Raw genomic sequence first — 12,447 nt, 5'->3', positions numbered from 1 at the left:
GTTATTTTTTCTCGGCGGTTAAATGTAATTCGATACGGAAGCAGACATCGGCATCGTCCACTGCCACCAGGTGAAGGTCACCTTGCATTCGCCGTATACAGTCTTTGGCAATACTCAGCCCGAGGCCACTTCCTTTGACCGCGCCTTTGCGCTGTAAGCTGCCCTGAAAGAAGGGTTCGAAAATCATAGCCTGCTCTTCAGCAGGGATAGGTGCGCCGGTATTCGCAACATCAATATAAATACGGGAACCCCGTTGATAACTTCGTAGCCAGATAGTGCCGGATTCGCTGCCGTAGTGTAGCGCATTGGAATAAAGATTATCGAGAACGCGCATCAACAATGTTGGCTCGGCCCGGCAGTATTTCGCCTGCAGATCGACGACTGTATGCATAAATTTAGCGCGTGCCGTGAGGCTGTGAGAGGAAACTATCACCGGGATGATCTCTTCCAGCGGTACATTCTCCAGCTCGGTTGGCGCATCGGTGAGCTTACGATTGTAATCCAGTAATTGCTCAATCAATGTCTGGAGATGGCGACTACTGTGGTCGAGTATGCTGACAATCTCTTGCTGGTCGGCGGTCAAGGGCCCGGCGACCCGGTCGGCTAGCAGCGCGGTTCCTTCACGCATGCTGGCCAGCGGTGTCTTTAGTTCGTGAGAGATATGCCGCAGAAATTCATGACGCTGCGATTCCAGCCAGGCCAAACGTTCGCTGAGCCAAATAATTCGTTGTCCCAGCGAGCGCAATTCCCGTGGCCCTTTGAAGGTAACGTTTTTTGCTAACTCTTGTCCTTCCCCCAGCCGGTTGATCATCCATTCAACGCCTTTTACCGGGCCGATAATCATGCGGGTAAACAGCAGCACCAGGGCAAGCGTAATGAGAAACAGAATCAATGCCTGCCAGCCAAAATACTGACCACGGTCGGCTATTTCTCGCTGGAGTTGCAACCCCCGGGAAAAGAGTACCTCACGCGTCGCCTGGACCATTTGTGCATTCGCGTCGGAAAAGCCCTCAAGGTTAGCGATGGCGTCTTTTACCGGGCTACTGTTCTGGCATTTCAATTGGGAAAGTTCGGTGAGAAACTGGCGCAGGCTGCGATAATATCGGACATCAGGCAGCGCCGGGGCATGCGCATCCAGCATTTGTGCATATCTGGCATGTTGAGTTTGGTAAAGACGCGCTAATAACGGATCGTCCAACACACAGTACTGGCGATAGCTACGTTCCAGTTCTAATGCGGTGCGGGCCATCGCTTCACTGCGTCGCACATCGGTGAGGGTTGTACGGTTGGTGTCTGCTGCCCGCTCACTGAGCGCAGCCAGACTTTCCCACGCTTGCCACGCCAAAACCAGCAGGGGTAAGAGCACCAGCAGAAATGCCATTAAAACCAATTGCCGTAACGAACGCGGAAAAAGACGCCATTTTTTCACGAAGTTGCTTCCTTAATCATTCCAGGATTGATGCTAGCTGAGAGCCGTCCAGGAAGAAAGCAGCTATAACAGAAAAGAAAACGGCAGACTCAACGAGCCTGCCGTTTATATCACGATGATAAGAGGTCATCGCAAAAGAAGAGGTGGTGCCTAACTCAACGTTGCGTCCGAAGCTTGATAAAGTCACAAAGTGATCTGTTATCGGTTTGATGGACGGCAGGCACCGTATCGTGCGTCATTCGAAGTTTTATGAAGCGCTTGTCCGCTTACGCAGGGCTATCATAACAGGGTGAATGAGCCACTAACGTTAATTAAGCAAACAGCATGCCAACTTGAAAATAAATATCTAACTATCTGTTATATATGACTTTATAAAATCAGCCAACACCATGGCACGCTGTGGCTCCAGCTCAACGAAATAAAAGTGTCGCCGATTGGAAACACCTTTAAAAAGAAATACAGCATGCTATAAAAATCAAATGGTTGAGTGTCTCCTTTTGGAGACATCGTAAGTGTATCACTGTCGTAAATTTGCAACACAAGCGCAAGGCCGGCACACCCTGTCCGGCCTTAACTACCGGGCTTAACCCAACTGTTTACGCGCATTGCGGAACAACCGCATCCACGGGCCATCCTCGCCCCATTCTGCCGGGTGCCAGGAGTTGCTTACGGTACGGAAAACACGTTCAGGGTGCGGCATCATAATAGTGACGCGTCCGCTCTCATTGGTGACTGCGGTGATACCGTTCGGTGAACCGTTAGGATTGGCCGGATAGTTTTGCGTAACCTTGCCGACGTTATCGACAAAGCGTAATGCCACCAATCCTTTGCGCTCCAGCTCTGACAAATGTGCGTGATCACGTACCTCAACAAAACCTTCGCCGTGTGAAACCGCAACCGGTATCCGTGAACCTACCATACCATCCAGCAGTAATGATGGACTGGCAGCAATTTCGACCAGACTAAAGCGTGCTTCAAAGCGCTCAGACTGATTGCGCACAAAGCGTGGCCAGCTCTCACTGCCGGGGATCAGCTCACGCAGGTTCGACATCATCTGACAACCGTTACATACCCCCAGCGCCAGCGTTTGCGGACGGTGGAAAAAGGTTTCAAATTCGTCTCGTACACGTCCGTTAAACAGGATTGATTTCGCCCAGCCTTCGCCCGCCCCCAGTACGTCTCCATAAGAGAAGCCACCGCAGGCCGCCAGCGCCTGGAAATCCTCCAGGCCACGATGGCCTGCCAGCAGGTCACTCATATGCACATCTACCGCATCAAAACCAGCACGGTGCCAGGCAGCCGCCATCTCAACATGCGAGTTCACACCTTGCTCACGCAGCACCGCAACTTTCGGACGGATGCCTTTTGCAATGTAAGGCGCAGCGATATCTTCCTGTGGTTTGAAGGTCAGATTAACATTCAGCCCCGGATCGTTATTATCTCGCTTTGCTTCATGCTCGCTGTCGGCGCACTCTGGATTATCACGCAGACGCTGCATTTGCCATGTGGTTTCCGCCCACCAGGTACGCAAGGTAGTCCGGCTTTCGCTGTACACTGCATTACTGGCGGAAGTGATAACAAAACGATCGCCGGTTTTTGCCTGCCCAATATAATGCACGCAGTCGGCCAGGCCATGTTCGGCCAGCACATTTTCAACCTGCTGACGATCTTCTGCCGCAACCTGAATCACCGCCCCCAGCTCCTCGTTGAAGAGCGCAGCCAGCGCATCGCTGCCGAGAGCCGCAATGTCCACCTCAACACCGCAGTGGCCCGTGAACGCCATTTCAGCGAGGGTCACGAATACCCCCCCATCGGAACGGTCGTGATAAGCCAGTAATTTTTGATCAGCCACTAACGCCTGAATAGCGTTGAAGAAACCCGCCAACTGTTGGGCATCGCGCACATCAGCAGGTTTATCGCCTAACTGACGATAGACCTGTGCCAACGCCGTTGCACCCAGTGCATTATGGCCTTTACCTAAGTCAATCAGCAGTAATGCATTATCTTTCTGTGGCTGAAGCTGTGGTGTCACGGTATGGCGTACATCTTCTACACGAGCAAAAGCGGTAATTACCAGCGACAGCGGCGACGTCATTTCGCGTTGCTCGGTACCCTGCTGCCAGCGCGTCTTCATTGACATGGAGTCCTTACCTACCGGGATGGTGATCCCCAGCGCAGGACAGAGCTCCTCGCCTACCGCTTTTACCGCTTCATAAAGCCCGGCATCTTCACCCGGGTGCCCGGCGGCAGCCATCCAGTTAGCGGAGAGTTTGACGCGTTTTAGCGAGCCTATTTGCGTCGCAGCAATGTTGGTCAGTGCTTCCCCCACGGCCAGGCGACCCGATGCAGCAAAGTCCAGCAATGCGGCAGGTGCACGCTCACCCAAAGACATCGCTTCGCCGTAGTAGCTATCAAGACTGGCAGTGGTTACCGCGCAGTTTGCCACCGGGATCTGCCAGGGTCCAACCATTTGGTCGCGTGCGACCATACCCGTGACGCTGCGGTCGCCAATCGTTATCAGGAACGTTTTCTCAGCAACGGTTGGCAGGTGCAGTACACGTTTCACGGCCTCTTCAATCGAGATAGTCTCACGGACCAGCGGCTCGCCTTTTGCCTGTAATGTGGCAACATCGCGTGTCATTTTTGGCGTTTTGCCTAACAACACATCAAGCGGCATATCAATAGGGCTATTGTCAAAGTGACTATCGTTAAGCGTCAGATGCAGTTCTTCCGTTGCCTGACCAATCACCGCATAAGGCGCACGTTCACGTTTGCACAGCGTATCAAACAGCGCCAGTTTTTCCGGTGCGACTGCCAGCACATAACGTTCCTGTGATTCGTTACACCAGATTTCCAACGGACTCATGCCTGGCTCATCACTCAGAATATCCCGCAGGTTAAAGCGTCCCCCACGATTGCCATCGCTTACCAGTTCCGGCATCGCATTAGACAAACCACCGGCACCCACATCATGAATAAACAAAATAGGGTTGGCTTCACCCAACTGCCAACAGCGATCGATCACTTCCTGGCAACGACGTTCCATTTCCGGGTTATCACGCTGCACAGAGGCGAAATCAAGATCGGCATCCGACTGACCTGACGCCATTGAAGACGCGGCACCGCCGCCCAGACCGATATTCATTGCCGGGCCACCCAGCACAATCAGCTGTGCGCCTACGGTAATTTCACCCTTCTGCACATGGTCAGCGCGAATATTACCAATACCGCCTGCCAGCATGATGGGCTTATGGTAACCGCGCAGCTCGACCCCATTATGGCTGTTTACCTGCTCTTCATAGGTGCGGAAATAGCCGTTAAGCGCCGGACGACCAAACTCATTATTGAATGCTGCGCCGCCAAGCGGACCTTCGGTCATAATATCCAGCGCGCTGACAATGCGATCGGGTTTACCAAAGTCTTCTTCCCACGGCTGTTCAAAGCCAGGGATACGTAAGTTTGATACCGAGAAACCCACCAATCCAGCCTTTGGTTTTGCTCCGCGGCCGGTTGCGCCTTCATCACGAATTTCACCACCTGAACCAGTGGCGGCCCCAGGCCAGGGAGAGATTGCCGTTGGGTGGTTATGCGTTTCTACTTTCATCAGGATATGTGCGTCTTCCTGATGGAAATCGTATACGCCGTTGTCCGCATCGGCATAAAAACGACCAATTTGAGAGCCTTCCATCACCGCTGCATTATCTTTATAGGCAGAAAGCACGTGATCGGGCGTCTGCTCAAAGGTATTTTTGATCATTTTGAACAGCGATTTCGGCTGCGGTTGACCATCAATAACCCAGTCTGCGTTAAAAATTTTATGACGACAGTGCTCCGAGTTTGCCTGTGCAAACATGTAAAGTTCAATGTCGTTCGGGTTGCGCCCCAGTTGATTAAACGCCGCCACCAGATAATCAATTTCATCATCCGCCAGCGCCAGCCCCAATTTATGGTTTGCCTGTTCAAGCGCTAAACGCCCTTCTCCCAGTACATCAACACTTTGCAGTGGCTGTGGCTGATGATGAGCGAAGAGCTGTTCTGCCTGTTCCAGGGTGCTAAAGACGGTTTCCATCATGCGGTCATGCAATAATGTCGCGAGCTGTGACCACTGAGCCTCAGTCAGCTGCGGGGCCTGCACATAAAATGCCAGCCCGCGTTCCAGACGCCGCACCTGCGGCAAATCGCAGTTATGTGCGATATCTGTTGCTTTAGAAGACCAGGGGGAGAGAGTGCCCGGACGAGGCGTAACAAGCAGTAAACGCCCTTCGGGTGCATGTTCGGTGAGAGAAGGACCGTACCTCAGCAGACGCTGAAGACGGGATTTTTCATCGGCATTCAGCGGCTTGCTGACATCGGCGAAATGGACGTACTCGGCGTAAATATCACTTACCGGTAGGCAAGCGTTCTGAAAGCGGGCCAGCAATTTGTTAATACGAAATGCCGACAAAGCGGGCGAACCACGCAGAATTTCCATCATCAAAGATCTCTCGTCTTCAAAGCGCCGGGCGACGCTTCTTTGGGCGCAACAGGGGGAAAACGGGCGTTATTATAGAGAATCCAGGCTACTAACGAAACCGTTTGCGTGTAATTTATCGGTAAGATGTTTGCCTTAGAATTGCGCAAATCCTGCTGAATCAGTTGCCAGAACCCATGTTGTTGCGCAAAATGCTGCACGCTCTGGAAATTCGAAGATATCTAATACTGCCGTAAGAGACAGAGGCCTGCGAGCCACAGAGAAATAACTATTTGAAACGCCTGAAAATTAATTATTTGCTGATTGGAATGATCACAGCGTTACTGGCACTGGCACTGTGGCCAGCGATCCCCTGGTATGGTGGATCTGACGATCGCATCGCGCAAATAAAATCGCGGGGAGTGCTGCGCATCAGCACAATAAATTCTCCGCTAACTTACTACACCGTTAATGAAGCACCGGCCGGTATGGATTACGAGCTGGCAAAACGCTTTGCTGATTACCTGGGCGTTAAGCTCGAGGTTACCGTACGCCAAAATCTGAGCGATCTGTTTAGTGATTTAGACGATGACAATGCTGATATTCTGGCGGCTGGCCTCATCTATAACAGCGAACGGCTGGCACGTTTTCGTACCGGGCCGGTTTATTACTCCGTCTCTCAACAGCTGGTTTACCGCCTCGGCAAGTCGCGTCCGCAAACGCTGGGCGATCTGAAGGGGCGATTAACCGTCGCATCGGGCTCCGCCTTTCTCTCTTCATTACGTAACGTGAAGCAGAACCAGTATCCCGACCTTGATTGGGCTATTTCTACCGATCAGGGACCGAAAGCCTTACTGGAAGCCGTTGCTGACGGTAATATCGCCTATACCATTGGCGACTCAGTAACGATCGGGCTAATGCAACGCATCCATCCGCAGTTGGCGGTAGCGTTCGATATTACCGACGAAGAGCCGGTAACCTGGTATATGCAGCGCAACGACGATGACAGCCTGCACGCAGCACTGCTTGATTTTATTAGTCAGATGAGTGAAGAAGGCAGTATGGCGAGGCTGGAAGAGAAATATCTCGGCCATGTGGGCGCTTTTGATTATGTTGATACCAGCACCTTTCTGCGTTCCGTAGACGAGACTTTGCCAACCATTCAGCCGCTGTTTCAGAAGTATGCCAACGATATTGACTGGCGTTTGCTGGCGGCCATCTCTTACCAGGAGTCACACTGGAACCCGCAGGCGACCTCCCCTACGGGTGTTCGCGGATTAATGATGCTGACACGTAATACTGCGGAAAGCCTGAATGTGAAAGATCGCCTTGATCCGGAGCAAAGTATCCGGGGTGGCAGCGAATATCTCTCGCGGATGATGGAACAAGTACCGCAAAGTATCCCGGAAGATGAACGTATCTGGTTTGCACTTGCCGCTTATAATATGGGGTATGCGCATATGCTTGATGCGCGCAAACTTACCGAAAAGCAGAAGGGTAATCCGGATAGCTGGGCGGAAGTCAAAACGCGTCTGCCAATGCTGAGTCAGAAACGCTACTACGACCAAACATCCTACGGCTTCGCACGCGGGCATGAGGCGTATGCTTACGTGGAAAATATCCGTAAATATCAACTTAGCCTTGTGGGCTACTTGCAAGATCAGGAAAGGAAGCTTGCCCAGCAGGCAGCATTAGAAGCGGAGTTGGGGAAAGGTTATCCGGCAGTCACGCCGCCGATAGCCTTGAACTGATCGACACGATTACCGGTCTGGAGTCTCTCTCGTTTTCCGCAGCGCCTTTTTCTCTTCCCGGCGCTGGCGGAAAAAATCACTCAGCATTCCGGCACAGGTTTCAGCCAGTATTCCCTCAGAAACTATCACCTGATGATTCATACCGGGATGGCCCAGGATATCAATTAACGATCCCGCGGCGCCGGTTTTTCCGTCACGAGCACCAAAAACCAGCCGCCCGATGCGACTGTGCACAATAGCACCTGCGCACATGACACAAGGCTCGAGCGTGACATAAAGCGTGGTGTCAAGTAGACGATAATTCTCCAGCACTTTCCCGCCCTGGCGTAACGCCATCATCTCGGCATGCGCAGTCGGGTCGTGATGGCCAATAGGACGGTTCCATCCTTCTCCGATAACACGATTATCCTGAACAAGCACCGCACCGACGGGTACTTCACCTTCATCCCAGGCACGCCGAGCCAGCGTGAGCGCATGACGCATCCAGAGTTCATCATTGTAATCGGTCATCGGCCTGTCCCGTGTGGAAAAGCGCAGAAGTATACACGTTAAATAAGCCCAGTTGCACCACGTCGCGTGTCTGCATCCCGATGCGTTTATTCAAGCTGCTGGAGCTCTCCGCCAGAGGTGACGCGCCAGCGATGCTGACAGAAAAAGAGTAGCGGATTATCCTGTTTGCTGTCGCTGTAACCACTGTAGAGCCGTAACGGCCTGCCCAGTTGGCCCTCAAGTTGGGCTACTTTTTCATGTCCAAGACAGCGCATCGACAATATGTGTCCCCCCCAGGCACGCGTCATCTGGCTGGCGATTAATTTCACCCGAGGTAAAAATGCCGAGTCATAATAGACTTGCTCAACCAGTCGCTGTGGCGATCCGGTAATCAACCAAACATCTGCATCAGCACTGCTCAAATATTCGTTGAGGCGCTGCACGACAACGGGAAAAGCCGTGACGCGCTGGCGGAACCAGACGGCGAAGTCTTTTTCGCGCTGCAGCAAACTCACCTCACTGTGTCCAAAGGTGATAGTCCAGAGTAGCAAACTCATCGGCCAGCGTGCCGCACGCCCTTTAATCAATAATCCCAAGCCAATGATGGGCAGCACGGGGATCACCAACAGCACATTTAGCGGCTGACGCCACAGTAAGTAACGCATGAAAGTCCCAAACATATCCTGTTGGTGTAACGTACCGTCCAGGTCAAAGAACACCACACGTCTTGGTGAAAGACTACTCAAACATAACTCCTCAGGATGGTTTATCCAGCCATTAACATGCAGTAAGAGTGTAGAGAATAATTCAATTAGCCTGCCTCATCAGACGTCATTATTGCAAGCATACCGGGCGCGGAAAACGCAGGATATGCGGAATAGCTGAGGCTCCTGAGTACAACTCCGGGCTGAGTGGGCAAATAAAATAGCCTGATAGCATAGGCTCTAATCGCCTGTATCAGTTACGATAGTATTAGCTATGTAAGTAAGGGGAAACTGAATGAGTTCATTGTTGCGCATTCGCCAGCTCTATCCACGTCTGGCCTTGAATGAGCGCCGGCTGGCGGACTTTCTGCTGTCACAACCGGATCGCGCATGTCGGCTCAGCTCACAGAAGCTGGCCGAAGAAACCGGCGTTAGCCAGTCAAGCGTGGTGAAGTTCGCGCAAAAGTTAGGATATAAAGGCTTCCCTTCCCTGAAGCTTGCACTCAGCGAATCGCTATCGGATAAAGAATCGATTACCGTCCACAATCATATTTTAAGCGGCGACCCGCTCAAAATCGTGGGTGAAAAATTATTCGCTGAGAAGCAGTCGGCAATTCGTGCAACGCTGGATATCAATAGCGAAGACAAGCTAAGTGAAACGCTGAGGCTGTTAAAATCGGCACACCGTATTGTGCTGGTCGGTATTGGTGCGTCGGGACTGGTCGCGAAAGACTTTTCATGGAAACTGATGAAGATTGGTATTAGTGCGGTCGCCGAACAGGATATGCATGCGTTGTTGGCCAGCGTGCAGGCATTAAAAACGGGTGATTTACTGCTTGCCATCTCATACAGTGGCGAGCGCCGTGAGATCAATCTGGCGGCACAAGAAGCACAGCGTGTAGGGGCCAACGTATTGGCGTTTACCGGTTTTACACCTAATACGCTGCAGCAGTGCGCTACCCATTGCCTGTATACCGTTGCCGAAGAGCGGACCACACGTAGCGCCGCTATTTCATCGACAACGGCTCAGCTCGCATTAACCGATCTACTCTTTATGGCGCTGATACAGAACGATCCCGAGCGTGCTTCCAGCCATATTCGCCATAGTGAGGCACTGGTGAAAAAGCTGGTCTGATGAGTATATTGGCGTATAATATCCGCGCAATTTATCCTGTTATTGACTGAGAGAACGATGGCGCTACTGATCACCCGAAAATGCATTAACTGTGATATGTGCGAACCGGAGTGCCCCAATCAGGCGATTTCAATGGGAGCGGAAATTTACCAAATTGATGCCAACCGTTGTACTGAATGCGTGGGTCATTATGATACGCCCACCTGCCAGCAAGTCTGCCCAATCGTGAATACCATCATTATCGATCCGCAACACAGTGAATCGGAAGATGTGCTATGGGAGAAATTTGTCGAGCTGCACCATCTTGCCAGTTGACGCGGTGACATAAATGGCATCTGAACTTCAGGTACGCTGGAGTAACCGGGATTGTAGCAAGGCGGCAAGTGAGCGCATCCCGATGAGCTTACTCACGTAAGTGATTCGGGTAAGTCAGCGCAGCCAACGCCGGGACAATTTCAGGTACGCAGATTAATTTTCAATAATAACGGTCGCGCAGGCATAATGCCGCTCATCTGCCAGCGTCACATGCACCGATTTGACACCCATTTTTTCTGCCACTTCTGCGGCATGCTGAAAAAAGCGTAAGCCAGGTTTTCCCAGCTCATCGTTGTACACTTCAAACTGATTGAAAGCCAAACCACCTCGAATCCCGGTACCAAATGCTTTAGCCGCCGCCTCTTTTACGGCAAAGCGTTTGGCAAGAAAACGAATCGGCTGCTGATGTGCCTGGTACTGTACCCATTCATTATCACTGAGCACGCGCTGCGCCAGGCGATCGCCAGAACGCGCGATCACCCCTTCAATCCGTTCAATTTCGACAATATCCATTCCCAGCCCGAGAATGGCCATTAGCGGCGCGCTTCTCGCATCAGATATTTCATCTCTTTTACCGCATCCGCCAGCCCGCTCATTACCGCCCGGCCGATAATGGCATGGCCGATGTTAAGTTCATGCATTTCCGGCAATGCCGCAATCGGCTGAACGTTATGGTAAGTTAACCCATGACCGGCATTGACCTTTAAACCTTTACTCGCGGCGTAAGTTGCCGCACGGCGAATTCGCTCCAGCTCAGCATCGCGAGCGCCTCCCTCTTCGGCTTCGGCATAAGCACCGGTATGAATCTCAATATAGGGCGCACCCGCGGCGGCGGCGGCATCGATTTGCGCGTGGTCAGCATCAATAAACAGCGATACCAGAATCCCAGCCTCATGCAGACGTTTAACGGCTGCGCGCACTTTTGCCTGCTGACCGGCCACATCCAGCCCGCCTTCGGTCGTGACTTCCTGGCGTTTTTCCGGGACCAGGCAACAGAAATGCGGTTTAATTTCGCAGGCAATATCGACCATCTCATCGGTCACGGCCATTTCAAGATTCATACGGGTCTGGATGGTTTGCCGCAGTATACGCACATCGCGATCGGTGATATGGCGACGATCTTCCCGTAAATGTACGGTGATTCCATCTGCGCCGGCCTGCTCGGAAACAAATGCCGCCTGAACCGGATCGGGATAATGTGTACCCCGTGCATTTCGTACGGTAGCAATGTGATCGATATTGACGCCCAACAGCAACTCAGCCATAACCATCCTCAGACTTTTACCAAAATTAATTGCAGTTTCTATCCGAAATTTTTCAAACCCCTGCACTAGCGCGCCGCTGTAACCCCGGCATCTTTGGCCAAAGTCATGTCGCCCGCACAGTGTCCGGTGAGTATACAACGTTCGGTTATTTTCCCGTTATTATGTGTTGCTATTCTTCTTTGATCGGCGGTACGGAGGGCGCTTTTTTCGGCACAAACTGACGAAACAGTTCCTGGCTTTTTAGCGGCCTTCCTCCCAGATATGGTTTCAGAGCAATGCGGGTAAAGCGCTTCGCTGCACGCAAAGTATCGATATCGGGGAATTCTCGCGCGTAAAGCGCCTTGAGATGGCGTCCGGTAAAACTGCGATTGTTTATCACTATGCTGGCAATAAACCCTTTTTCCTCGCGATAGCTATACGTCATCTCATCGCTGACATCCTCACCGCTGCCAGCGCAGTGTAGAAAGTCGACGCCGTATCCCAGATGCCCCAGCATCGCCAGCTCAAAACGGCGCAGCGCAGGCTCAGGCGAACCTTCCGTCGCAGCAAGGGTTTGCAGACATTCAAGGTAATCGAAGAAGAGCTCGGAGAACGCAGTTTCATTTTGTAAAACGCGCGATAGAAGTTCGTTAACGTAGAGACCGCAATACAATGCGATACCGCTAAGCGGTAAAGCCAGTGAGACAGGCTCGGCACCGCGCAGCGTTTTGACTTCTCCCCGTCCGCCCCAGCGCAGGAGTAGCGGAGTGAACGGCTGAAGCGCACCTTTCAGGGCCGAGCGTTTTGAGCGAGCGCCTTTTGCCAGAACCCGCACGCGCCCGTGACTTTCACTAAAAATATCCAGTAGCAGGCTGGTTTCGCTATACGGTCGCCCATGCAGGACAAATGCGCGCTGCCAGCCTTCCATTC

Annotated in this window: 10 protein-coding genes; 3 read left to right on the top strand and 7 right to left on the bottom strand. The window is 52.2% G+C overall.

Features of this window, described 5'->3' with window-relative positions; genetic code table 11:
• Position 1: 1 nt before the first annotated feature.
• Positions 2-1,429: a sensor histidine kinase gene (locus tag J1C60_RS04995; RefSeq protein ID WP_128175942.1), complete on the bottom strand. Its 1,428-nt coding sequence runs from the start codon at positions 1,427-1,429 to the stop codon at positions 2-4.
• A 583-nt stretch (positions 1,430-2,012) separates the two neighbouring features.
• On the bottom strand, positions 2,013-5,903 hold the full coding sequence (gene purL / locus J1C60_RS04990; RefSeq protein WP_128175940.1) for a phosphoribosylformylglycinamidine synthase: 3,891 nt from the start codon (positions 5,901-5,903) through the stop codon (positions 2,013-2,015).
• 269 nt (positions 5,904-6,172) lie between these two features.
• Between purL and mltF the strand changes: the two genes are divergently transcribed.
• Positions 6,173-7,630 carry a membrane-bound lytic murein transglycosylase MltF gene (mltF, locus tag J1C60_RS04985; protein WP_128175938.1) on the top strand — a complete coding sequence of 486 codons (1,458 nt, stop codon included), beginning with the start codon at positions 6,173-6,175 and terminating at the stop codon, positions 7,628-7,630.
• 9 nt (positions 7,631-7,639) lie between these two features.
• Here mltF and tadA read toward each other — a convergent pair whose 3' ends face one another.
• On the bottom strand, positions 7,640-8,140 hold the full coding sequence (gene tadA, locus J1C60_RS04980) for a tRNA adenosine(34) deaminase TadA (protein WP_128175936.1): 501 nt from the start codon (positions 8,138-8,140) through the stop codon (positions 7,640-7,642).
• An 86-nt stretch (positions 8,141-8,226) separates the two neighbouring features.
• Positions 8,227-8,865 carry a phosphatidylglycerophosphatase C gene (gene yfhb, locus J1C60_RS04975; protein WP_128175934.1) on the bottom strand — a complete coding sequence of 213 codons (639 nt, stop codon included), beginning with the start codon at positions 8,863-8,865 and terminating at the stop codon, positions 8,227-8,229.
• 253 nt (positions 8,866-9,118) lie between these two features.
• On the opposite strand from yfhb, the gene J1C60_RS04970 reads away from it, so the two are divergent.
• Positions 9,119-9,958 (top strand): MurR/RpiR family transcriptional regulator, encoded by an 840-nt coding sequence (locus J1C60_RS04970; protein ID WP_128175932.1) that lies wholly within the window; start codon positions 9,119-9,121, stop codon positions 9,956-9,958.
• Positions 9,959-10,015: 57 nt separating this feature from the next.
• On the top strand, positions 10,016-10,273 hold the full coding sequence (locus J1C60_RS04965; RefSeq protein ID WP_128175930.1) for a YfhL family 4Fe-4S dicluster ferredoxin: 258 nt from the start codon (positions 10,016-10,018) through the stop codon (positions 10,271-10,273).
• A gap of 153 nt (positions 10,274-10,426) precedes the next feature.
• Here J1C60_RS04965 and acpS read toward each other — a convergent pair whose 3' ends face one another.
• The 3 genes from acpS to recO form a co-directional block, all read right to left on the bottom strand.
• Positions 10,427-10,807, bottom strand: coding sequence for a holo-ACP synthase (gene acpS, locus J1C60_RS04960; protein ID WP_128175929.1), 381 nt, complete (start codon positions 10,805-10,807; stop codon positions 10,427-10,429).
• Positions 10,807-11,538 (bottom strand): pyridoxine 5'-phosphate synthase, encoded by a 732-nt coding sequence (gene pdxJ / locus J1C60_RS04955; protein WP_128175927.1) that lies wholly within the window; start codon positions 11,536-11,538, stop codon positions 10,807-10,809. Before pdxJ ends, acpS begins: the two co-directional genes overlap by 1 nt.
• A 169-nt stretch (positions 11,539-11,707) precedes the next feature.
• The gene (recO, locus tag J1C60_RS04950) at positions 11,708-12,445 is read right to left on the bottom strand and encodes a DNA repair protein RecO (RefSeq protein WP_128175925.1); all 738 of its coding nucleotides are present in this window, start codon (positions 12,443-12,445) and stop codon (positions 11,708-11,710) included.
• Positions 12,446-12,447: the final 2 nt, after the last annotated feature.

It is taken from the genome of [Pantoea] beijingensis (assembly GCF_022647505.1).
In the GTDB taxonomy this organism is placed as follows: Bacteria; Pseudomonadota; Gammaproteobacteria; order Enterobacterales; family Enterobacteriaceae; genus Erwinia; species Erwinia beijingensis.
The sequence above is the reverse complement of the archived record's forward strand: the minus strand, read 5'-3'. Positions and strand labels throughout refer to the sequence as shown.

Excerpts from the sequence above, each read along its gene's own strand:
- tadA (WP_128175936.1), bottom strand. The coding sequence starts at position 8,140 with ATGACCGATTACAATGATGAACTCTGGATGCGTCATGCGCTCACGCTG.
- purL (WP_128175940.1), bottom strand. The coding sequence starts at position 5,903 with ATGATGGAAATTCTGCGTGGTTCGCCCGCTTTGTCGGCATTTCGTATT.
- J1C60_RS04970 (WP_128175932.1), top strand. The coding sequence starts at position 9,119 with ATGAGTTCATTGTTGCGCATTCGCCAGCTCTATCCACGTCTGGCCTTG.
- J1C60_RS04965 (WP_128175930.1), top strand. The coding sequence starts at position 10,016 with ATGGCGCTACTGATCACCCGAAAATGCATTAACTGTGATATGTGCGAA.
- pdxJ (WP_128175927.1), bottom strand. The coding sequence starts at position 11,538 with ATGGCTGAGTTGCTGTTGGGCGTCAATATCGATCACATTGCTACCGTA.
- acpS (WP_128175929.1), bottom strand. The coding sequence starts at position 10,807 with ATGGCCATTCTCGGGCTGGGAATGGATATTGTCGAAATTGAACGGATT.
- recO (WP_128175925.1), bottom strand. The coding sequence starts at position 12,445 with ATGGAAGGCTGGCAGCGCGCATTTGTCCTGCATGGGCGACCGTATAGC.